The sequence below is a fragment of the Kitasatospora sp. NBC_00315 genome (assembly GCF_041435095.1).
Taxonomy (GTDB): domain Bacteria; phylum Actinomycetota; class Actinomycetes; order Streptomycetales; family Streptomycetaceae; genus Kitasatospora.
In genome coordinates this window covers 3,920,737-3,942,956 of sequence record NZ_CP108025.1, presented here as the reverse complement: position 1 = coordinate 3,942,956, position 22,220 = coordinate 3,920,737, and the positions used below count along the sequence as shown (strand labels likewise).

16 protein-coding genes and 1 tRNA gene are annotated in these 22,220 nt (G+C 71.0%); 9 read left to right on the top strand and 8 right to left on the bottom strand.

Annotation, left to right across the window (positions count from 1 at the left end):
• Nucleotides 1-137 precede the first annotated feature (137 nt).
• Nucleotides 138-1,967 carry an acyl-CoA dehydrogenase gene (locus OG823_RS16010; RefSeq protein WP_371480221.1) on the top strand — a complete coding sequence of 610 codons (1,830 nt, stop codon included), beginning with the start codon at nt 138-140 and terminating at the stop codon, nt 1,965-1,967.
• A gap of 382 nt (nt 1,968-2,349) precedes the next feature.
• Nucleotides 2,350-3,645 carry a M18 family aminopeptidase gene (locus OG823_RS16005; protein WP_371480220.1) on the top strand — a complete coding sequence of 432 codons (1,296 nt, stop codon included), beginning with the start codon at nt 2,350-2,352 and terminating at the stop codon, nt 3,643-3,645.
• A gap of 67 nt (nt 3,646-3,712) precedes the next feature.
• Here the strand turns inward: OG823_RS16005 and OG823_RS16000 are convergent, their stop codons facing one another.
• Both OG823_RS16000 and OG823_RS15995 read right to left on the bottom strand, forming a co-directional pair.
• On the bottom strand, nt 3,713-5,548 hold the full coding sequence (locus OG823_RS16000; RefSeq protein ID WP_371480219.1) for an NHL domain-containing thioredoxin family protein: 1,836 nt from the start codon (nt 5,546-5,548) through the stop codon (nt 3,713-3,715).
• 119 nt (nt 5,549-5,667) lie between these two features.
• Nucleotides 5,668-6,171, bottom strand: a complete 504-nt coding sequence (locus tag OG823_RS15995; protein ID WP_371480218.1) for a GNAT family N-acetyltransferase — start codon at nt 6,169-6,171, stop codon at nt 5,668-5,670.
• A gap of 93 nt (nt 6,172-6,264) precedes the next feature.
• On the opposite strand from OG823_RS15995, the gene OG823_RS15990 reads away from it, so the two are divergent.
• Both OG823_RS15990 and OG823_RS15985 read left to right on the top strand, forming a co-directional pair.
• The gene (locus OG823_RS15990) at nt 6,265-6,753 is read left to right on the top strand and encodes an LURP-one-related/scramblase family protein (protein ID WP_371480217.1); all 489 of its coding nucleotides are present in this window, start codon (nt 6,265-6,267) and stop codon (nt 6,751-6,753) included.
• A gap of 143 nt (nt 6,754-6,896) precedes the next feature.
• Nucleotides 6,897-7,319 (top strand): DUF350 domain-containing protein, encoded by a 423-nt coding sequence (locus OG823_RS15985; protein WP_371480216.1) that lies wholly within the window; start codon nt 6,897-6,899, stop codon nt 7,317-7,319.
• A 180-nt stretch (nt 7,320-7,499) separates the two neighbouring features.
• On the opposite strand, the gene OG823_RS15980 is transcribed toward OG823_RS15985, so the two are convergent.
• Both OG823_RS15980 and OG823_RS15975 read right to left on the bottom strand, forming a co-directional pair.
• Nucleotides 7,500-8,102 (bottom strand): GNAT family N-acetyltransferase, encoded by a 603-nt coding sequence (locus OG823_RS15980; RefSeq protein WP_371480215.1) that lies wholly within the window; start codon nt 8,100-8,102, stop codon nt 7,500-7,502.
• Nucleotides 8,103-8,233: 131 nt separating this feature from the next.
• A complete protein-coding gene (locus OG823_RS15975; protein WP_371480214.1) occupies nt 8,234-9,517 on the bottom strand; it encodes an adenylosuccinate synthase in 1,284 nt (427 codons plus the stop codon).
• 126 nt (nt 9,518-9,643) lie between these two features.
• Between OG823_RS15975 and OG823_RS15970 the strand changes: the two genes are divergently transcribed.
• From OG823_RS15970 to purM, 3 genes are all read left to right on the top strand, one after another.
• Nucleotides 9,644-10,498 (top strand): diacylglycerol kinase, encoded by an 855-nt coding sequence (locus tag OG823_RS15970; protein ID WP_371480213.1) that lies wholly within the window; start codon nt 9,644-9,646, stop codon nt 10,496-10,498.
• Nucleotides 10,499-10,878: 380 nt separating this feature from the next.
• A complete protein-coding gene (gene purF / locus OG823_RS15965; protein ID WP_371480212.1) occupies nt 10,879-12,462 on the top strand; it encodes an amidophosphoribosyltransferase in 1,584 nt (527 codons plus the stop codon).
• A gap of 71 nt (nt 12,463-12,533) precedes the next feature.
• Complete coding sequence (gene purM, locus OG823_RS15960; RefSeq protein WP_371480211.1) at nt 12,534-13,619, top strand: phosphoribosylformylglycinamidine cyclo-ligase; 1,086 nt, start codon at nt 12,534-12,536, stop codon at nt 13,617-13,619.
• Nucleotides 13,620-13,771: 152 nt separating this feature from the next.
• On the opposite strand, the gene OG823_RS15955 is transcribed toward purM, so the two are convergent.
• Both OG823_RS15955 and OG823_RS15950 read right to left on the bottom strand, forming a co-directional pair.
• The gene (locus OG823_RS15955) at nt 13,772-14,026 is read right to left on the bottom strand and encodes a DUF3073 domain-containing protein (RefSeq protein ID WP_371480210.1); all 255 of its coding nucleotides are present in this window, start codon (nt 14,024-14,026) and stop codon (nt 13,772-13,774) included.
• A gap of 366 nt (nt 14,027-14,392) precedes the next feature.
• The gene (locus tag OG823_RS15950) at nt 14,393-15,553 is read right to left on the bottom strand and encodes a Glu/Leu/Phe/Val dehydrogenase dimerization domain-containing protein (protein ID WP_371480209.1); all 1,161 of its coding nucleotides are present in this window, start codon (nt 15,551-15,553) and stop codon (nt 14,393-14,395) included.
• Between the two features lie 150 nt (nt 15,554-15,703).
• Here OG823_RS15950 and OG823_RS15945 point away from each other — a divergent pair, with 150 nt between their 5' ends.
• Together OG823_RS15945 and bldC are read left to right on the top strand one after the other, a co-directional pair.
• Nucleotides 15,704-16,612 (top strand): hypothetical protein, encoded by a 909-nt coding sequence (locus OG823_RS15945; RefSeq protein WP_371480208.1) that lies wholly within the window; start codon nt 15,704-15,706, stop codon nt 16,610-16,612.
• Nucleotides 16,613-17,159: 547 nt separating this feature from the next.
• Nucleotides 17,160-17,366, top strand: a complete 207-nt coding sequence (gene bldC, locus OG823_RS15940; protein ID WP_014137253.1) for a developmental transcriptional regulator BldC — start codon at nt 17,160-17,162, stop codon at nt 17,364-17,366.
• Between the two features lie 393 nt (nt 17,367-17,759).
• Here the strand turns inward: bldC and OG823_RS15935 are convergent.
• Both OG823_RS15935 and hrpA read right to left on the bottom strand, forming a co-directional pair.
• Nucleotides 17,760-17,833: transfer RNA gene (locus tag OG823_RS15935), tRNA-Asp, on the bottom strand.
• 182 nt (nt 17,834-18,015) lie between these two features.
• Complete coding sequence (hrpA, locus tag OG823_RS15930; protein ID WP_371484505.1) at nt 18,016-21,972, bottom strand: ATP-dependent RNA helicase HrpA; 3,957 nt, start codon at nt 21,970-21,972, stop codon at nt 18,016-18,018.
• Nucleotides 21,973-22,220: the final 248 nt, after the last annotated feature.

The window sequence follows — 22,220 nt, the reverse complement described above, 5'->3', positions numbered from 1 at the left end:
GTGACAACGTTCATATGGGATTCGCGCCGAAGGGCTTGAACAAGTTACCGCCGGGTAGCATCATGAGGTCTACTGGTGGGTAAGTGGGGTGCCCGGCGCGGCGAACCCCCGGAAGCGACGAACCGGAGAAAACGGCCATGGGTCACTACAAGTCCAACCTGCGTGACGTGGAGTTCAACCTCTTCGAGGTGTTCGGCCGCGACCAGGTGTACGGCACCGGTCCGTTCGCCGACATGGACGTCGAGACCGCGAAGAACATCCTCAGCGAGATCGCGCGCCTGGCCGAGAACGACCTCGCCGCGTCCTTCGCCGACACCGACCGCAACCCGCCGGTGTTCGACCCCGAGACCAACACCGCGCCGATCCCGGCCACGTTCAAGAAGAGCTACCAGACCTTCATGGACGCCGAGTGGTGGCGCCTGGGCATCCCGGAGGCGATCGGCGGCCAGGTCACCCCGAACTCGCTGATCTGGGCCTTCGCCGAGCAGATCCTCGGCTCGAACCCCGCCATCTGGATGTACTCCTCCGGCCCGGCCTTCGCCGGCGTCGTCCACGAGGAGGGCACCGAGGAGCAGTCCAAGGTCGCCCAGCACATGGTCGACCGCCAGTGGGGCGCCACGATGGTGCTGACCGAGCCCGACGCGGGCTCCGACGTCGGCGCCGGCCGCACCAAGGCGATCAAGCAGGAGGACGGCTCCTGGCACATCGAGGGCGTCAAGCGCTTCATCACCTCGGGTGAGCACGACATGTCCGAGAACATCATCCACCTGGTGCTGGCCCGCCCCGAGGGCGGCAAGCTCGGCACCAAGGGCCTGGGTCTCTACATCGTCCCGAAGTACGACTTCGACTGGGAGAGCGGCGAGCTCGGCGAGCGCAACGGCGTCTACGCCACCAACGTCGAGCACAAGATGGGCCTCAAGGCCTCCAACACCTGCGAGATGACCTTCGGCGCCAAGCACCCGGCCAAGGGCTGGCTGCTCGGCGAGACCGTCGACGGCATCCGCCAGATGTTCAAGATCATCGAGTTCGCCCGGATGATGGTCGGCACGAAGGCCATCGCCACCCTCTCCACCGGTTACCTGAACGCGCTGGAGTACGCCAAGGAGCGCGTGCAGGGCGCCGACATCTCGAACTTCCTGGACAAGGCCGCCCCCCGGGTCACCATCACCAACCACCCGGACGTCCGCCGCTCGCTGATGACCCAGAAGGCCTACGCCGAGGGCATGCGCGCGCTGGTCCTGTTCACCGCCTCCACCCAGGACGACGTGCTGGCCGCCCGCCTGCGCGGCGAGCACGACGAGGCCGCCGAGCGCCTCAACGACCTGCTGCTGCCGATCGTCAAGGGCTACGGCTCGGAGAAGTCCTACGAGCAGCTCGCGCAGTCCCTGCAGACCTTCGGCGGCTCCGGCTACCTGCAGGAGTACCCGCTGGAGCAGTACATCCGGGACGCCAAGATCGACACCCTCTACGAGGGCACCACCGCGATCCAGGGCCTGGACTTCTTCTTCCGCAAGATCGTCAAGGACGGCGGCCAGGCGCTCACCGCGGTCTCCGAGCAGATCCAGAAGTTCCTCGGCACCGGCGAGGGCGGCGACGCCCTGGCCACCGAGCGCGAGCTGCTCGCCAAGGCCGCCGGCGACCTGGAGGCGATCGTCGGCACGATGCTCGCCGACCTCTCCTCGGTCGAGCAGGACGTCAAGAACATGTACAAGGTGGGCCTCAACAGCACCCGCCTGCTGATGGTCTCCGGCGACGTGGTGATCGGCTGGCTGCTGCTGCGCCAGGCGAGCGTCGCGCTGGCCAAGCTGGAGGCCGGCGCCTCGGACAAGGACATCCCCTTCTACCAGGGCAAGGTCGCCGCGGCCCGCTTCTTCGCCCGCAACGTGCTGCCGACGATCACCCCGCAGCGGGTGATCGCCGAGGGCGTCGACAACGACATCATGAACCTGGCGGAGGAGGCCTTCTAGGTCTGCCGTCCACTGACCGCCTGACCCACCCTCAGCAGGAAGGGGGCCCGCCGAGAGCCGGTGGGCCCCCTTCCTGCTGCCCGCCGCACCGGCGCCCGGCTACGGCCGGCTGCCCGCCGCGGCCGGTCTGCGGGGCCCCGGCGCCGGGGGCGGCCGCCCGGCCGACCGGCGGTCAGAAGCCGCCGCGAAGCCGGGGATCGGCGAGCCCGCCGGGGAGATCTGACACACCGCGTTCGCCTCACTACTTCACGACTTCACGGTGTCGTCCCCGTTCTGTACCCGTTGGCCGTATCAGGCTGTCATGTCCGTGTACGGGCATATGCTCAATGGTGCGAAGCCGCCTCCCCGACCGGTTTCGACCCTCCCTCGACCCAGGAGCAGCATGTCGACCGCCGCCCGCCAGGCCTTCTTCGACCGGACGCACACCGACGACCTGATCGCCTTCCTCGCTTCCTCGCCGTCGCCCTACCACGCGGTGGCCAGCGCGGCCGAGCGCTTGGAGAAGGTGGGCTTCCGGCAGGTGGCCGAGACCGACGCCTGGGACGGGGCGGCCGGTGGCCGGTACGTGATCAGGGGCGGCGCGATGATCGCCTGGTACGTGCCGCAGGGCGCCGGCCCGCAGACGCCGTTCCGGGTGGTGGGCACCCACACCGACTCGCCGAACCTGCGGGTCAAGCCGGTGCCGGACACCGGATCGGCGGGCTGGCGGCAGGTGGCGGTCGAGATCTACGGCGGCGTACCGCTGAACACCTGGCTCGACCGCGACCTCGGTCTCTCCGGCCGCCTGGCGCTGCTCGACGGCACCACCCGGCTGGTCCAGCTCGACGAGCCGCTGCTGCGGGTGCCGCAGCTGGCGATCCACCTGGACCGCCAGGTCAACGACGGTCTCAAGCTCGACAAGCAGCGCCACCTGACGCCGATCTGGGGCCTCGGCAGGCAGGACGAGGGCTCGCTGATCGAGTACGTCGCGGAGCGCGCCGGGGTCGCCGCCGGCGACATCGTCGGCTGGGACCTGATGACCCACGACGTCCAGCCGCCCGCCTACCTGGGCCGGGACCGCGAGCTGCTGGCCGGCCCCCGGCTGGACAACCTGCTCTCGGTGCACGCCGCCGCCGCCGCGCTGGCCGCGGTCGCCGGGGGCACTGCGCAGTACATCCCGGTGCTGGCCGCCTTCGACCACGAGGAGACCGGCAGCGAGTCGGACACCGGTGCGCAGGGCCCGCTGCTCGGCAACGTGCTGGAGCGCAGTGTCTACTCCCGCGGCGGCAGTCCGGAGGACCGGGCCCGTGCGCTGGCCGGCACGGTCTGCCTCTCCTCGGACATGGGCCACGCCGTCCACCCGAACTACAGCGAGCGGCACGAGCCGGGGCACCACCCGCTGCCCAACGGCGGGCCGATCCTGAAGGTCAACGTCAACAACCGGTACGCGACCGACGGGGTGGGCCGGGCGGTCTTCGCCGCGGCCTGCGAGAAGGCGGGGGTGCCGTGGCAGACCTTCGTCTCCAACAACGCGATGCCCTGCGGCACCACCATCGGCCCGATCACCGCCGCACGGCTGGGGATCACCACCGTGGACTGCGGAATCGCCGCGCTGTCGATGCACTCGGCCCGGGAGCTCTGCGGGGCGGACGACCCCTATCTGCTGGCGAGTGCGATCAAGGCGTTCCTGGAGGGCTGAGCGGCGCATGCGGGGGCCCGGGGCTCGTCCTGTCGAGAACCCCGGGCCCGCTCTCCTGTCCGGCGGACTACTCCATGCCGGCGAGCACCAGCGGGAGCCGGCGCACGCCACCCGGCGTGAGCTTCACCGGTACGCCCCAGTCCTGCTGGTGGACGTGGCAGGCCGGGTACTCGATCTCCGGGTCGTCGTCGCAGGACGCGGCCATCGCGGAGACGTGCAGCACGCCCTCGGTCACGTCCTCGGAGAACACCAGCTCGCGGTTGAGCGCGGAGTCCGGCCCCGCACCGGAGAGCAGCAGTTCCGGCGGGGTGGAGCTGACCAGCAGCCGGGTGGACGGGCCGTAGCGCTCGTCCAGCTTCTGGCCGGTCGGCGCGGAGAACACCACGTCCAGTTGGAACACGCCCGGCGCGACCTCGGTGGCCGCGCGCTGGGTCCGGTGCGCCACCGCCTCGACGCTGACTGCCGCCTCGGGCAGCCGCAGCCTGGTCAGCCGGTGCCGGGCCGACTCCACCACCACGATGTCGCCGTCCACCAGGACGGCCCCCGAGGGCTCCCGCAGATCGGTCGCCAGGGTGGTCACCTCGCCGCTCCCGCCCTCCTCGGCCGGCGGGACGTAGCGGCGCAGCGCGTGGTTGTAGGTGTCACAGACCGCCACCGAGCCGTCCGGCAGCACCGTCACCCCCAGCGGGTGCTGGAACAGCGCCTGCCCCGCCTCGCCGTCCCGGTGCCCGAAGTCGAACAGGCCGGTGCCGACGGCGCTGTGCACCGTCATGGTTTCACGTGAAACCCAGCGCAGGGCGGACGTCTCCGAGTCGGCGACCCAGAGCCGCTCGCCGTCCGCCGAGACGGCCAGTCCGGAGGGCTGGGCGAACCAGGCCTGCGCCACCGGTCCGTCCACCAGCCCCTCGTTGGTGGTGCCTGCCGCGACGCCGACCGTGCCGGCCGCCGGGTCGTAGGCCCAGAGCTGGTGCACCCCCGCCATCGCGATCCAGACCCTGCCGTCGAACCAGGCGACGTCCCAGGGCGAGGAGAGCTCGACCCCGAGGGCCGGGCCCTCGGTGGCCGAACCCTGCCACCACTGCTTCCCGGTGCCCGCCAGCGTCCGGACCTCGCCGTCGGAGAGGCGGACCCCGCGCAGCACGTGGTTCACCGTGTCGGCCACCACCACGTCGTAGCCGAGGTCCAGCCCCCGCGGCACCAGCGCCAGCCCCTGCGGCTCGCTGAACCGGGGCGCGAGGCCGTCGACCAGCCCGCGCTCGCCGTCCCCGATCCGGCGCAGCACGCGCTCGCCGTCCCCGTCGAGTTCGACCAGCGAGTGGTGCCCGGAGTCGGCCACCAGGAAGTTGCCGTTCGCCAGCCGCACCGCCTTGCCGGGGAACCGCAGATCCCCCGCGACCGGCTCCGGCGCCACGTACGGCCCGTCGCCGCGCCGCAGCGTGCCCTTCGCCGCGTGCTCGGCCTCCAGCTCCTCGACCAGCTTGGCGATCGCGTGCGCGTGCCCTTCGCCGGCGTGCTGGGCGACCACGTACCCCTCCGGGTCGATCACCACCAGCGTCGGCCAGGCGCGCACCGCGTACTGCTTCCAGGTCACCAGCGCCGGGTCGTCGAGCACGGGGTGGTGCACCTCGTACCGGGCCACGGCGTCGACCACCGCCTGGTGGTCGGCCTCGTGCACGAACTTCGGGGAGTGCACGCCGACGATCACCAAGGTGTCGCGGTGCTTCTCCTCCAGCTCGCGCAGCTCGTCCAGGACGTGCAGGCAGTTGACACAGCAGAACGTCCAGAAGTCGGCGATCACGATCTTGCCGCGGAAGTCCGCGAGCGAGAGATCCTTGCCGCCGGTGTTGAGCCAACCGCCTGCCCCGACGAGTTCGGGGGCGCGTACACGTGCACGAGATGCCATACCCCCATCAAACCGCACCACCGGCGTCCGCATTCCGGGCACCCCGATTCGAGCGGCCGGGTGACGCTGCCGTACCGGCGCGGGCGCCCGTCCCCGCCGCGCTCCGGTGCCCGGCCGCGTCACCCGGCCTGCAGCCGCCAGCGGATCTCGCCGTCCTGCCACTCGTCGGTCGGGGCGAGCCCGGCCGCCCGGGCCACGGCGGCGGAGGCGAGGTGGGCGGGGTGGATGTGGGCGGTCACGGTGCGCACGCCCTGCCCCCGCAGCGCGGCCACCAGGGCGCGGGCGGCCTCGGTGGCGATGCCCCGGCCCTGCCAGGGGGTGCCGACCACCCAGGCGATCTCGGCGCCGTCGCCGCTCACCGTGGCCTGGACGTACCCGGCGGCGCGGCCGTCGGCGCGCAGCCGGATGATCCGGTTGTGCCAGTGCACGGCCGGGTCGGGGGAGCCGGCCGCCTGGCGTTCGTAGCGGGCGCGCAGGGCCTCGGGGGAGTCCGGAGCGCCGCCGGTGAAGGCGTGCAGGGCGGGGTCGGCGAGGACGGCGGCCATCTCCTCGGCGTCCTGCGGCCGCAGCGGCACAAGGTCGAGGCGGGGCGTGCGGAAGGGAGCGGCGTCGGCGTTCTGCATACGGTCATTGAATCCTGTTACCGCGCGGGTGCTGGGCAGGCGGCCCGGGATCGGGTCGAATGGGAGCCCGACACGGAGCACTCAGGAGACGGCGTGAAGTACCTCATCAGGGAACGGCTGTTCGCGATCGGCGACGACTACTGGATCGAGGACGAGGACGGCCGCAAGGCCTACCTGGTGGACGGCAAGGTGCTGCGGCTGCGCGACACCTTCGAGCTGAAGGACTCGACGGGCCGGGTGGTCGCCGTGATCAAGGAGAAGGCGTTCACCGTCCGTGACGCCATGAAGATCGAGAACGCCGACGGCCACGTGATCGCGACGGTGCGGGAGAAGCTCTTCACCCCCTTCCGCGACAAGTACCTGGTCGAGCTCGCCGACGGCGGGGAGCTGAAGATCCACGGCAATCTGATCGGCAAGGACTACCGGATCGAGAACGACCACGGGGACGAGCTCGCGCGGATCTCCCGCAAGTGGTTCCGGATCCGCGACACCTACGGCGTGGAGATCGCGGACGGCGCGGACGCCGGTCTGCTGCTCGCGGTCGCCGCCTGCGTCGACCACCTGGTGGACGAGGAGGACTGAGCCGGCCCACGGCGGCCCGCCGGGCCGGTGCCGCGGACCGCGTGCACGACTCTCGGCGGGCCCTCGGTCATGCGGTATGTTTTGCCGATCCTTGACCCCCGGCGGTGGCCCGGCGGGCGGCGGCAGACCCTGGGGGAGCGCCCATGAACGACATCGTGCACGGTCTCGGCGCGGCGGCGGCCTTCGGAGCCGTGGGCATCGTGCTGCTGCTCCTCGGGGTGGGCCTGGTCGACCTGCTGACGCCGGGGAAGCTGGGCCGCCAGATATGGGTGGAGCGCAACCGCAACGCGGCCGTGCTGCTCAGTTCGGCGCTGCTCGGGATCGGCGGGATCGTCTTCACGGCGATCCTCTACACCTACGAGGACTTCGGGAAGGGCCTGGCCTCGACGGCCCTGTTCGGACTGCTCGGCCTGGTGCTGATGGCGGTGGCGTTCTGGGCGGTGGACCTGCTGACGCCCGGCCGGCTCGGCGCCGTCCTGGTCGACCCCGAGCCGCACCCGGCGGTGTGGGTGTCGGCCAGCTGCAACCTCGCGGTGGCCGCCATCGTCTCGGCCGCCATCGCCTGACGGGCGCCCGGCCCACGGTCGGTCGCGCGCCGGGCGGTCGCGGGACGGTAGCCCACTCCACGGTCGGTCGCGTGACCGCACCGGCCCGACGGCACCCGCCCGGCCCGCGCCTGCGCCGGGCCTGCGCTCCCGTCGGGCTGCGGTCCCATCGGGCTGCGCTTGCGTCAGGCCGGGTTCCCGTCAGGCCCGGGCCAGGCGTTCCGTCAGCCGGGCCTTCGCGGCGGGCCATTCGTCCGCCAGCATCGAGAAGTAGACGCTGTCGCGCCAGGTGCCGTCCGCCCGCCGGCGCTCGCGCCGGTGGATGCCCTCGAACGTCGCGCCGAGGCGCAGGATGGCGCTCCGCGAGCGCTCGTTCAGGTGGTCGGTCTTCCAGAACACCCGCCCCATGCCCAGGTCCTCGTACGCGTGGGTGAGGAGCAGCAGTTTGGACTCGGTGTTGACGGCGGTGCGCCAGCAGGAGCGGGCGTACCAGGTGCCGCCGATCTCGACGAGCTCGTCCTGGGCGTCGAAGGCGTGGTAGCCGGTCATGCCGACGGCCCGGCCGCTGTCGAGTCCGATCACGGCGAACACCACCGCGCCCCCGGCGGCGATCTCGGCGATCCGCTTGTCGATCACCGCGCCGAGCTCCTCGACGGTGTGCGGGGTGCCGGAGGGGATCCAGCGCCACACCTCCTCGTCCCCGCCGGCGGCGGCGAAGAGATCCGGCAGGTGATGGCGGCCGAGCGGCTCCAGGCGGACGTGGCGGCCGGTGAGGGTGACGGGTGCGGGCAGCTGTGCGGTCATGACCGGGACGGTAGTCCGACTATGCACTAGATGCAACAGGCTATTGAACTAGTGCAATCACGGGAGAGAGCGAAGGGCCCCGCGGAGAACCGCGAGGCCCTTCGTGCGCCCGGCCCCGAAGGGCCCGGGTGCTAGACGAACGAGTTGATCTGGATCGTCTCGGTCCGGCCCGGGCCGACGCCGATGGCCGAGATCGGCGCGCCGGACATCTCCTCCAGCGCCTTCACGTACGCCTGCGCGTTCTTCGGCAGGTCGGCGAAGGTCTGCGCCTTGCTGATGTCCTCGGTCCAGCCGGGGAGGTTCTCGTAGATCGGCGTGGCGTGGTGGAAGTCCGACTGGTTGTACGGGAGCTCCTCGACGCGCTTGCCGTCGATCTCGTACGCGACGCAGACCGGGATCTCCTCCCAGCCGGTGAGCACGTCCAGCTTGGTCAGGAAGAAGTCGGTCAGACCGTTGACCCGGGTCGCGTAGCGCGCGATCACCGCGTCGAACCAGCCGCAGCGGCGGTCGCGCCCGGTGGTGACACCGCGCTCGCCGCCGATCCGGCGCAGCGCGTCGCCGTCGGCGTCCAGCAGCTCGGTCGGGAACGGGCCCGAGCCGACGCGGGTGGTGTACGCCTTGAGGATGCCGATGACCCGGTCGATCTTGGTCGGGCCGATGCCGGCGCCGGTGCAGGCGCCGCCGGCGGTCGGGTTGGACGAGGTCACGAAGGGGTACGTGCCGTGGTCGACGTCCAGCAGGGTGCCCTGGCCGCCCTCCAGCAGGACGACCTTGTTCGCCTTGAGCGCCTCGTCCAGGACGAGGGTGGTGTCGGCGAGGTAGGGGCGCAGCTTGTCGGCGTAGCCGAGGTACTCCTGGACGACCAGCTCGGCCGGGATGGCGCGGCGGTTGTAGAGCTTGACCAGCAGCTGGTTCTTGTCGTGCAGGGCCGCGTCGACCTTCTGCTGCAGGATCGACTCGTCGAAGATGTCCTGCACCCGGATGCCGACGCGGTTGATCTTGTCCGCGTAGGTCGGGCCGATGCCGCGGCCGGTGGTACCGATCTTGCGCTTGCCGAGGAAGCGCTCGGTGACCTTGTCCAGGGTGCGGTGGTACGGCGTGATCAGGTGGGCGTTGCCCGAGATCAGCAGCTTCGAGGTGTCGATGCCGCGCTCGTTCAGGCCGGCCAGCTCGGAGAGCAGCACACCCGGGTCGATCACGACGCCGTTACCGATCACCGGCGTCACATTCGGGCTGAGAATGCCGGAAGGGAGCAGGTGCAGGGCATACTTCTGGTCGCCGATGACCACCGTGTGACCGGCGTTGTTGCCGCCCTGGTAGCGGACGACATAGTCGACGGAGCCACCGAGGAGGTCGGTCGCCTTCCCCTTGCCCTCGTCCCCCCACTGAGCGCCAACGAGCACGAGTGCCGGCACAGGCGTACACCCCTTCCGGTTGGGGCATCCTGCGTAGGCCGCAGTCTGCCCCGAGATAGACGAAGCCCCTGGCGCAATAGCGCAAGGGGCTCTTGCACCGAGAGATTACCTGAGGAAGGACCGGTCGTGTCGTCCCTGTCCACGCCCGCATCCCACGCTGCCACTCCGAGCAACGGCGAGCCACTGCTCGTGTTGCTCGACCCGGCGGCCAAGCAGACCGACGGAGAGTCGGTACGGATCGCGAAGGATGTGCTCTGCGGAGGGGCGGACGCCAAGGTGGCGCACCCGGAGAGCCCGTCCGAACTGGACCGGGTTCTTTCGCACCGGGGCCGCCGGCGGCCGGTCGTGATCGGATCCGATCTGGCCCTCCAGCGGGTGCTCCAGGCCCTGCACCGGCAGCGTGAGCTGGGCAGCGACCCGGTCGGGCTGATCCCGGTGGGTCGGGCCCCGGAGCTGTCGGCGGCGCGCGCGCTGGGGGTGCCGGCGGAGCCGGTGCAGGCCGCCCGGGCCGTCCTCACCGGCGTGCCGCGCGAGCTGGACCTGCTGGTGGACGACGGTGGCGGGGTGGTGCTGGGAGAGCTGCGGATCTCCGGCGCGGGCGGCCGGCGGGGGATGGGCCGGATGGGTGGCTGGCGTTCGCTATGGGCGAAACTGGCTGCGGCCGAGCAGGCGACTGCTATGCCGTCCGAGGGTGGCGAGCACACCGAGGCCCGGCTGCGGGTCGAGGCGGACGGGCGACTGCTCGCCGACGTCCACCGGCCGGTCCGGGTGGTGCAGATCAGCCTGCCGCTCGGCGAGGGCGCGATGGAGATCGTGGTCCGCGCCCCGGGGGCGCTGGTCCGGGGCCGGGCGACCAGCGTGACGGTGAACGGGCGCGGCTTCGCCTACGAGGCGGACGGACATCCCTCCGGACCGGTCCGGTCCCGGACCTGGACGGTGCACGCCGGGGCGTGGCGGCTGCTGCTGCCGCCCACCGGCTGAGGAGCACCCGGGCCCGGGCCCGCACCGGCTCCGGCCCATGGCCGGCCTCCGGCCCGCTCCCCCGGCGGGACGGCGAGGGCGCAGGCGGCGACGGACCGGCCCGACGTCCCGGTCCGGCCGGCGCCGTGGGCCCGCGGGCCCACGGGTGAGCAGGGTCACGTTGCCGGGTCGGGCCCGACCGGTGTGCGGGTGGGCGACCGGACGTCCGGGGGCGCCAACGGGCGCCCATGCCAAGGCAGTGCGCCGGTTCGCCGTTCGGCCCCGGCTCGAACCGGCCTTCCGGTAAGGGGTTTTGTCTACGCGCGTCGCCGGTTGATCCTCCGACGATCCGCCCCTCCCCCGTTCCTGAACGCCGTGCCAACTGCCCTAGACTCGAAGACGTGCCACGTGGTGACGGAAGACTCAACCACGATCTTCTTCCCGGCGAGAAAGGCCCCCAGGACGCTTGCGGCGTCTTCGGTGTCTGGGCTCCCGGCGAGGAGGTCGCCAAGCTCACGTTCTTCGGCCTATACGCCCTGCAGCACCGTGGACAGGAATCCGCGGGCATCGCAGTGAGCAACGGCTCCCAGATTCTCGTCTTCAAGGACATGGGACTTGTCTCCCAGGTCTTCGACGAGGCCTCTCTGGGGTCCTTGCACGGGCATATCGCCGTCGGACACGCCCGCTACTCGACCACCGGTTCCTCGGTCTGGGAGAACGCCCAGCCGACCTTCCGCGCGACCGTTCACGGTTCGCTGGCCCTCGGGCACAACGGAAACCTGGTGAACACCGCCGAACTGGCGGAGATGGTCGCCGAACTGCCCGGGGAGGAGCACGTCTCCCGCTCGGGCCGCAGCGCCGCGACCAACGACACCGATCTGGTGACAGCCCTGCTCGCGGGCCACCCGGAGCTCTCCATCGAGGAGACCGCCCAGCTGGTGCTGCCCGCGGTCAAGGGCGCCTTCTCGCTGGTCTTCATGGACGAGCACACGCTCTACGCCGCCCGTGACCCGCAGGGCATCCGCCCGCTGGTCCTCGGCCGGCTGGAGCGCGGCTGGGTGGTCGCCTCCGAGACGGCCGCGCTCGACATCTGCGGCGCCTCCTACATCCGCGAGGTGGAGCCCGGCGAGCTGATCGCCATCGACGAGAACGGCATGCGCAGCAGCCGCTTCGCCGAGGCCAAGCCCAAGGGCTGCGTCTTCGAGTACGTCTACCTGGCCCGCCCCGACACCTCCATCGCCGGCCGCAACGTGCACCTCTCCCGGGTGGAGATGGGGCGCAAGCTGGCCAAGGAGGCGCCGGTCGACGCGGACCTGGTGATAGCGACTCCGGAGTCCGGCACCCCGGCCGCCATCGGATACGCCGAGGCCAGCGGTATCCCGTACGGCTCCGGCCTGGTGAAGAACGCCTACGTGGGCCGTACCTTCATCCAGCCCAGCCAGACGATCCGCCAGCTCGGCATCCGGCTCAAGCTCAACCCGCTCAAGGAAGTCATCGCGGGCAAGCGCCTGGTCGTCGTCGACGACTCCATCGTGCGCGGCAACACCCAGCGCGCGCTGGTGCGGATGCTGCGTGAGGCGGGCGCCGCCGAGGTGCACATCCGGATCTCCTCGCCGCCGGTGAAGTGGCCCTGCTTCTTCGGCATCGACTTCGCCACCCGCGCGGAGCTGATCGCCAACGGCATGACCGTCGAGGAGATCGGCCGCACGCTCGGCGCGGACTCCCTGGCGTACATCTCCCTCGAGGGCATGATCGAGGCGACCGCGCAGCCCAAGGACAACCTCTGCCGAGCCTGCTTCGACGGGGTCTACCCGATGGAGCTGCCCGACCCGGCGCTGCTCGGCAAGCTGTTGCTGGAGGCCGAGATCAAGGGCAGCCAGCAGCCCCCCGCAGTCCGTGGCAAGCCGCACTCGGGTGCCGATCTGGACGGTGTCCAGTCGCTGCTCGGTGGCGGTGGCGCGGCCGACGCGCTGCGCCGACCGTAATTTTCCGCCGCGGGGCCCGTTCACCCGGGCCCCGCGGCTGTTCACCCCCTGACCCGAGAGGGCCGCACGCAGTGACCAGCAACGAGAGCGGTGCCACCTACGCCGCCGCAGGTGTCGACATCGAGGCCGGCGACCGCGCCGTCGAACTCATGAAGCAGTGGGTCAGGAAGGCCAACCGCCCCGAGGTGGTCGGCGGCCTCGGTGGCTTCGCCGGGCTCTTCGACGCCTCCGCCTTCAAGCGCTACGAGCGGCCGCTGCTGGCCTCGGCCACCGACGGCGTCGGCACCAAGGTCGCCATCTCGCGGGCCATGGACAAGCACGACACCATCGGCCACGACCTGGTCGGCATGGTCGTCGACGACCTGGTCGTCTGCGGCGCCGAGCCGCTCTTCATGACCGACTACATCTGCGTCGGCAAGGTCGTCCCGGAGCGCGTCGCCCAGATCGTCAAGGGCATCGCCGAGGGCTGCGCCCTGGCCGGCTGCGCGCTGGTCGGCGGCGAGACCGCCGAGCACCCCGGCCTGCTCGGGCCGGACGACTACGACGTCGCGGGCGCCGGTACCGGCGTGGTGGAGGCCGACGCGCTGCTGGGCGCCGAGCGGGTCCGCGCGGGTGACGTGGTGATCGCGATGGCCGCCTCCGGCCTGCACTCCAACGGCTACTCGCTGGTGCGCCACGTGCTGCTGAACGAGGCCGGCTGGAGCCTGGACCGCAAGGTCGAGGAGTTCGGCCGCACGCTGGGCGAGGAGCTCCTGGAGCCGACCAGGATCTACTCGCTGGACTGCCTGGCGCTCACCCGCTCCACCGAGATCCACGCCTTCTCGCACATCACCGGCGGCGGCCTGGCCGCCAACCTGGCCCGGGTCATCCCGGCCGGCCTGCACGCCCGCCTGGACCGCGGCACCTGGACGCCGCTGCCGGTCTTCCAGACGGTGGCCCGGGTCGGCAAGGTGGCCACCCTGGAGATCGAGAAGACGCTGAACATGGGCGTCGGCATGGTCGCCGTGGTCCCGCCGGAGTCGGTGGACGCCGTGCTGGCGATCCTGGAGGACCGCGGGGTCGAGGCCTGGCTGCTCGGCGACGTCGTCGACCGCACCGGGGAGCACACCGACGGCGCGGCGCTGTACAACGCGTACGAGGGCTTCGCCACGGTCTGAGCCGTGGCACGGGGGCCCCTTCGCCGGACGCCGGCGAAGGGGCCCCCGTCACATCCGGACGCGGAGGGCGGCTCCGCGCGGCGGCCACGTCCGGGAACGCCGAAAACCGGCCCGGCGCTCGGAGCGCCAGGGCCGGTCAGGCCGGACGGTGACTACGCGCGGCGGCGGGCCTGGGTGTGGCCGCTCTCCGCCTCGGAGTCGTCGTCCTCGTCCTCGTCGGCGTAGAGATTCGCATACGCCGCGTAGGGGTCGTCGTCGTCCTCTTCCTCGATCGGCTCAGGCTCGATCGGAGTCGAGGGCGATACGCCCAGCTCGCTGGACAGACGGTTGGCATCGAACCCGCCGCTGTTGTACTTCAGCTCGCGGGCGACCTTCGTCTGCTTGGCCTTGGCCCGGCCGCGCCCCATGGGTCGACCCCCTCAACGATGGGGCTCACGGCCCCGAGTCTGACACGTGTTCATGATCAGGAGCGGCCTGCCCGAATGGGGAGAACCGTCCCTTGGAGCATTAACGGTACCTGTTTCTGCCGCTGGACGGTACGTCGTCAGTGTGACGTGGCGCGCACCGTCGGCACCCGAGAGGCGGTCTTACCAGCTCAGGGGCGGTTTTCTGGGCTTTTTCAGGCTGTCCGGAGGTGTTCCCGGTCCGTCGTTCCAGCCTTGATTATCCCCCCAAGGGGGGCTCCCGATCACCCGAGCGGACGCAGAAGTGAGAATCCGGTTCCACATCGTGATGCGTGGGGGACGGGAAACGGCCCCGCCCCCCACGATCGGTCAGCTGATCCGGGCGCCGGGCAGCAGGACCGTGCGCAGCGCGCTGATCTCCCGCATCCGCTTCTCGGCGAGGCGGTCGGCGGCGACGGCCGGCGGCACACCGTCGGCGGTGGCCCGGGTGAAGATCTCCAGCGTGGTGTCGAAGATCTTGGTGGCCTTGTTCTTGGCCCGGTCGAAGTTGAAGCCCTGGATCTCGTCCGCGACCTGGATCACGCCGCCCGAGTTCACCAGGTAGTCCGGGGCGTACAGGATGCCGCGGTCGGCGAGGTCCTTCTCGACACCGGGGTGGGCCAGCTGGTTGTTGGCCGCGCCGCAGACCACCGCGGTGCCGGCCGCGCCGAGCGCGCCCACCGTGTGGTCGTCCAGCGCGCCGCCCAGCGCGCAGGGCGCGTAGAGGTCCAGGGAGGCCGCCAGCAGCGCGGGGGTGTCGGCGACCACCTCCACCTCCGGGTAGGCGGCCCGGACGCGGTTCACGGCCGCCTCGGAGACGTCCGTGACGACGACGACCGCGCCGTCGGCCACCAGGTGGCCGACCAGGTGGTGGCCGACCTTGCCGACGCCCGCGACGCCGACCCGGCGGCCGCGCAGGGTGGGCTGGCCCCAGCGGGCCTGCGCGCTGGCGCGCATGCCCTGGAAGACGCCGAAGGCGGTCAGGATGGAGGAGTCCCCGGCGCCGCCCTGCTCGGGCGAGCGGCCGGTGACGAACCGGGTCTCGCGGGCGACGACGTCCATGTCCTGGACGTAGGTGCCCACGTCGCAGGCGGTCACGTAACGCCCGTTCAGGGACTCCACGAAGCGGCCGTACGCGCGGAGCATCGCCTCGTTCTTGTCCCGGCCGGGGTCGCCGATGATGACGGCCTTGCCGCCGCCGAGGTCGAGGCCGGCCAGCGCGTTCTTGTAGCTCATGCCGCGCGACAGGCGCAGCGCGTCCTCCAGCGCCTCCTCCTCGGTGGCGTAGGGGAAGAAGCGGGTGCCGCCGAGGGCGGGGCCGAGCGCGGTGGAGTGGATGGCGATGATCGCCTTGAGCCCTGAGCCGCGGTCGTGGCAGAGCACGACCTGCTCGTGGCCGTCGCCGGGGGCGCCGTCCTGCTCGGTGCGGAAGATCCTGCTGAGCACGCCGGGTACGGGGTGCGTAGCGGAGGTGGTCTGTACGTCGGTCACTGTGGTGACTCCAGTATCCGAGGCCCGCTGCTGTGGTGCGGGCGCCTATGGCGAAGCGTAGTCCGGCAAGGGCCGGGTGATCCCCCGTGCACGAGGTTGTCGCCGTGCGCCGGTGTGCACCCTCCCGGTCCGCGGGCGGCCCGTGCGACGATGCGAAGCGTGACCGCCGTGCGTACCTCCGTGCTTCCGCCCTATGCGGCCCACCTGCGGGTCTACGAGCCGCTGGCCGCCTTCCCGGAGCCGGAGCGGGCCCGCTGGCAGGCGTACGCGACGACGCACGGCCCGGACGCGGACGCGGTGGAGCAGGCGGTGGCCGGGGCAGCGCTCGAGGAGCAGCGGGCGGCGCTCGCCGAGCTGGTGGGGCGCACACCGCGCGCGCTGCCCGAGCGGGAGAGCGGGCGGGCCTTCGTCCGGGTCGTGGACCAGGTCACCTATGTCTGCCCCTGGGCCACCAGGCTCCGCAACTGGCAGGCGCTGGACGAGCTGCGGGAGAGCTGGCCGGTGGCGCTGCTGGACACCGCGCTGCCACCGGCCGCGCGGGCCGCCGCGGAGGCCGACCGGGAGCGCTGGCGGGCCGAGCACCCGGACGCCCGGCCGTGGATCCTCACCAGCCGCTGGGAGGTGCCGGTGCACTGGTTCCTGCCGTTCGGCGAGGAGGACCGCTGCTTCGTCCCGGCCGCGGCCGCGGGGCCCGGGGAGGGGGACGTCCCGGTGCCGGCCGCGCTCTTCTACCTGACACCGATGGCCCAGGCCCGGCGGCGGGTGGCGCGGGCCTACCGGGCGCTGCGGACGGATCTGCCGCAGGGCCGGCCCGCCGGTGCGGCGGAACAGGTGGGGCGCTGGCTGGAGGAGTTCCACCCGCGTTCGCTGGTCGAGCTGGACTACGGCGGCCTGGTGCACCTGCTCGGATCCGAGCGACTGGCCGCCGACCGCTCGGCCGGCGAGCTGGAGGAGGGTCTGGCGGCGCTGCGGGCCGGGGAGACGACGGAGGCGCTGCGGGCGTACGAGGCGGTCGCGAAGCGCTGGCGCCGCGTGCTGGGGCTGCGGCAGGCGAACTGAGGACACCGCGGCTGCGGGTCGCTTGATGCCGTGTCAGGGCCGGTGGGGGTCGGTGGGGGCCGGTTGTCGGTGCGGCTTGGCATGCTGACAGGGTCCTTCGGCCCGAAAGTCGAGACCTAGGTCCCGGTTCGGGTCAATACCTCTCGAACGTGACACTACTCACCGTTGACGTGAACTTACCCCTATGTGTAAAAATGGGACAACCAGCCCACTTCCACACGAGCGTGCCCACTTTTGGGTGGTTCTGGAGTAGATGTGCGCTTTGTTGGGAATCATCGGGTCTGGCCCAGATATTACCGATTGTCACCATAACGTGACTGCCCGTTATAGGCCAGTCCATCGTCCTTCGTCATGCTTGGCCCCTAGGGTAGCCAATTTTGGCGGTTTGGCCGATGGGGCTGGACGGATGGTGTAGTTGTAGACACCAGGACAAGCCGTTCGTCCTATAACCGACTCGGCCTGTGTATGTCATTTCGGGCATCGCGGGCCAAGGTGCAGAATTTGAAGGATAGAACCGCCCTGGTTCGGTTCTCCGAGGAGGCCGCTCATGACCGCTCGTACCCCTGATGCTGAGCCCCTGCTGACGCCGGCAGAGGTCGCCACCATGTTCCGCGTGGACCCGAAGACGGTCACCCGCTGGGCCAAGGCCGGCAAGCTCACATCCATTCGCACGCTCGGCGGGCACCGCCGTTACCGTGAGGCGGAGGTGCGCGCCCTGCTGGCCGGTATTCCGGCCCAGCGCACCGAAGCCTGACAGCAGTAAAAGCTCTTTTGATCGAAGGGACCGTTCAGCAGACTCCGCCGGGTCTGCTGAAGGGTCCCTTCGGCGTTGTCGGCGATAACCTTTCGGCCGGTCGGAATGTTTTCTTCGAGGCAAGGATCGGATATCTCTGGGGCGGGGGGCATTCCCCGGTAATGGTGGTGCAATTTTATATATTAAATTAGTGACCCTCGGAGGGGGGTCGTCGAAGGCCGGTCTCAGGATGAGAAAAGTGATGACCGTCACAGTGGCCGTGCTTGTGGTCTAGACCAGCAGTGGGGTATCGGGCCGGGGGTCGCGGCGCGAGGCGACCGGAGGTCCATGAGATGACCGGACGTCAAAGGCCGAAGGCCCGGAACCTTGCGGTTCCGGGCCTTCGGCGTAGGGCGATCCTGACGGGACTTGAACCCGCGACCTCCACCTTGACAGGGTGGCGAGCTAACCAACTGCTCCACAGGACCTGGCATTCGCGCCGCGTTCTGTTTGCTGCGCTGTGCGAACAAGACAGATCGTACTGCATGGCGGGCCCCCAGGTCGAACCGGCTCCGAGCGGGCGCCGGCCGGGGGCGGGGGCCCCTGCCAGCTCAGACCGCCCGGGCGGGCGGCGGGCGGACCACCGGGGCCCGTCCGCCGCCCGCCGCGCTCAGAGCGTGGCTCGGGCCGCCTCCATCGCCTTCACGATCCGCTTCTCCGAGACCGGGGTCGGCGTGCCCAGCGACTGCGCGAAGAAGCTCACCCGCAGCTCCTCGATCATCCAGCGGATCTGTCGTACCTCGGGCGTCGGCTGCTTCCCGGCCGGGACGGCCGCCAGCAGTTCCCCGTACTCCTGCTGAACCTGCTGGACCTTCAGCAGCTGCTGGGCGTCCCGCTGCGGGTGGTTGGGCAGGGCCTCCAGCCGGCGGTCCACCGCCAGCAGGTAGCGCTTCAGATCGGTCAGCCGGCGCCAGCCGGTGTCGGTGACGAAGCCCGGGTGGACCAGTGAGGCCAGGTGCAGGCGGATGTCGTTCACCGCCGTCAGCAGGACGGGGCTGCTCACCGTCTTCAGCCGGCTGGACGCCTTGTGGAAGGCGATCAGCGCGCCGGCCGTCTTCAGCGTGGTGTCCGCCGAGACCTCGTACAGGTCCGCCCGCACCTTGTCGAGGAGCTTGCCGAACGCCGCCTCGTCCCAGGCCGGGCCGCCGGCCGTGGCCATCAGCCGGTCGGCGGCGCAGGCGACCACGTCCTCGAACAGCGCGGGGATCGAGCCGTGCGGGTTGTAGGAGAGCGCGAGCTTGGCCTGGTTGCCCAGCCTGCCCTGGATCGACTTGGCCGGGGAGTTGGTGGTCAGCATCAGCAGTCGGCGGGTGCCCGCCCACATGGCCTCCTCCTGGGCCTGCGCGGTGTCGAACAGCCGCACGGCCACCGAGGCGCCGTCATCCACCAGCGCCGGGTAGGCCCGCAGCGAGTGGCCGCGGGAGCGCTGCTCGAAGGTCCGCTGGAGCACCGGCAGGGAGGCGGGCCAGGCGGTCAGACCGCTCTGCTCGATGCCCTGGCCGGAGGCGGCCGAGGAGAGCGTCTCCTTCAGCTTGGGCTTGAGCCGCAGCCGTAGTTCCTCCAGATCCTTGGACTCCGCCAGCTTCCGCTTGCCGTCCACCACCCGGAAGGTCACCTTGAGGTGGTCCGGCACCCGCTCGTCGTCCCAGGCGTCCGGCGGGACGGTCACGGCCGTGAGCCGGCGCAGGATGTGCTCCAGCGACGGCAGCAGCGGCTCCGCGGAGCCGAAGGTGCCGGCCTCCTGGCGCTCCTTCACCTGGCGCAGGGCGGCCCGGGCGAAGTCCGGCGCCGGGACGAAGTTGCGGCGTACCGCCTTCGGCAGCGCCCTGATGTAGGCGGTCACCAGCTCCTCGCGCAGGCCCGGGATCTGCCAGTCGAAGCCCTCGGAGGTCACCTGGTTGAGCACCGGCAGCGGGATGTGCACGGTCACGCCGTCCGCGTCGCTGCCCGGTTCGAACTGGTAGGTGAGCCTGAAGCGGTGCTTGCCCTGCTGCCAGTGGTCCGGGTAGTCCTCCTCGGTGATGCCGCCGGCCGCGTCGTTGATCAGCATCGACTTCTCGAAGTTGAGCAGGTCGGGCTGGTCGTGGCGGGTCTTCTTCCACCAGGAGTCGAAGTGCCGGGTGGAGACGGTCTCCTCGGGCAGCCGGGCGTCGTAGAAGTCGAAGAGCGTCTGGTCGTCGACCATGATGTCGCGGCGCCGGGCGCGGTTCTCCAGCTCCTCGACCTCGCCGAGCATCTTCCGGTTGGCCGCGAAGAAGTCGTGGTGGGTCTCCCAGTCGCCCTCGACCAGGGCGTTGCGGATGAACAGCTCGCGGCAGAGCTCCGGGTCGATCCGGCCGTAGTTGATCTTGCGCTGGGCGACGATCGGCATCCCGTACAGGGTCACCTTCTCGTAGGCCAGCACCGCGCCGGCCTTCTTCTCCCAGTGCGGCTCGCTGTAGCTGCGCTTGATCAGATGGCCGGCCAGCGGCTCGACCCACTCGGGCTCGATCTTGGCGTTGATCCGGGCCCAGAGCCGGGACGTCTCCACCAGCTCGGCGGACATCACCCAGCGCGGCGGCTTCTTGAACAGGCCGGAGCCGGGGAAGACCGCGAAGCGGGCGGCACGCGCGCCGCCGTACTCGCGCTTCTCCACGTCGTACAGGCCGATGTGCGAGAGCAGGCCGGCCAGCAGCGACTGGTGGATCCGGTCGGCGTCCGGCTCCGCGTCCGGGTGCGGCTCCTCGATGGTCACGCCGAGCTGCTTGGCGACCGTGCGCAGCTGGGAATAGATGTCCTGCCACTCCCGTATCCGCAGGTAGTTCAGGAACTCGGCCTTGCACATCCGGCGGAACGCCGAGGAGGAGAGCTCCTTCTGCTGCTCCCTGACATAGCGCCACATCGCCAGGTAGGCGAGGAAGTCGGAGGTCTCGGACTGGAAGCGGCGGTGCCGCTCGTCCGCCACCTGGCGCTTCTCGGTGGGGCGCTCGCGCGGGTCCTGGATGGACAGGGCGGCGGCGATCACCATCACGTCGCGGACGCAGCCGTTCTTGTCCGCCTCCAGCACCATCCGGGCCATCCGGGGGTCGACCGGCAGCTGGGCGAGCTGACGGCCGAGCGGGGTGAGGCGCTTGCGCGGGTCCTTCTCGGCCGGGTCGAGGGCGCCCAGCTCGTGCAGCAGGTTGACGCCGTCCTTGATGTTGCGCGAGTCCGGCGGGTCCAGGAACGGGAAGGCCGCGATGTCGCCGAGACCTGCCGCCGTCATCTGCAGGATGACCGAGGCCAGGTTGGTGCGCAGGATCTCGGCGTCGGTGAACTCGGGCCGGGAGAGGAAGTCCTCCTCCGAGTACAGCCGGATGCAGATGCCGTCGGAGGTACGGCCGCAGCGGCCCTTGCGCTGGTTGGCGCTGGCCTGGCTGACCGCCTCGATCGGCAGGCGCTGCACCTTGGTGCGGTGGCTGTAGCGGGAGATCCGCGCGGTGCCCGGATCGATCACGTACTTGATGCCGGGCACGGTGAGCGAGGTCTCCGCGACGTTGGTCGCCAGCACGATCCGGCGGCTGTTGGAGCGCTGGAACACCCGGTGCTGCTCGGCCGAGCTCAGCCGGGCGTAGAGCGGGAGGACCTCGGTGAACTTCAGTTTCAGTTTGTCGAGGGCGTCCGCGGTGTCGCGGATCTCGCGCTCTCCGGAGAGGAAGACCAGGATGTCGCCCGGCCCCTCCGCCTGCAGCTCCTCGGCGGCGTCGCAGATCGCCTGGATCTGGTCGCGGTCGCGGTCCACCTCGACCCGGCCGTCGTCCTCGTCGCCCTCGGCGTCGTCCACGATCGGGCGGTACCGGACCTCGACGGGGTAGGTGCGCCCGGAGACCTCGATGATCGGGGCGTCGCCGAAGTGGTTGGCGAAGCGCTCGGGGTCGATGGTCGCCGAGGTGATGACGACCTTGAGGTCAGGGCGCCGGGGCAGCAGCTGCTTGAGGTACCCGAGGATGAAGTCGATGTTGAGGCTGCGCTCGTGTGCCTCGTCGATGATCAGGGTGTCGTACTGGCGCAGTTCCCGGTCGGTCTGGATCTCGGCCAGCAGGATGCCGTCGGTCATCAGTTTGACCAGGGTGTCCGGCCCGACCTGGTCGGTGAACCGGACCTTCCAGCCGACCGCCTCGCCGAGCGGGGTGCGCAGCTCCTCGGCCACCCGCTCGGCCACCGTACGGGCGGCGATCCGGCGCGGCTGGGTGTGCGCGATCAGGCCCTGCACGCCCCGGCCCAGCTCCAGACAGATCTTCGGGATCTGGGTGGTCTTCCCGGAGCCCGTCTCACCGGCCACGATCACCACCTGGTGGTCGCGGATCGCGGCCAGGATGTCGTCCTTCTTCTGGCTGACCGGGAGCTCGGCCGGGTACGTGATCTCCGGGACGGCGGCCCGGCGCTGCTCGACCCGCAGCTCGGCCCGGTCGAGCTCCGAGGCGATCTCGTCGGCGACCTTGCGCCAGGCCTCCGGCTTGCGGACCCGCCGGGCGCCCTCCAGCCGGCGGCCGATCCGCTGCTGGTCGCGCAGGGTCAGTCCGGGCAGCCGGGCGGCCAGCTCGGCGATGCCGGGGCCCTTCGCGGGGCCGTCGCCTGGATCGTCGCCGCCGGCGCCGTTGCGACGGCTCCCGTCGGGGGCACCGGCGGACTGGGCTACGGGAGAACTCACTGCGGGCATCCCTCTAGGTTCGCAAGGAGGTGCGGCGGCGCGCACCTCAGTTTTCGAGCTCCTCCAGTGTCACAGCCCGCGCCCGGGAGGTGCGAACTCCGGCCCCGCGGGCGCGGGCGGCGCGCGGTGCCGGGGGGTGCGGTCGG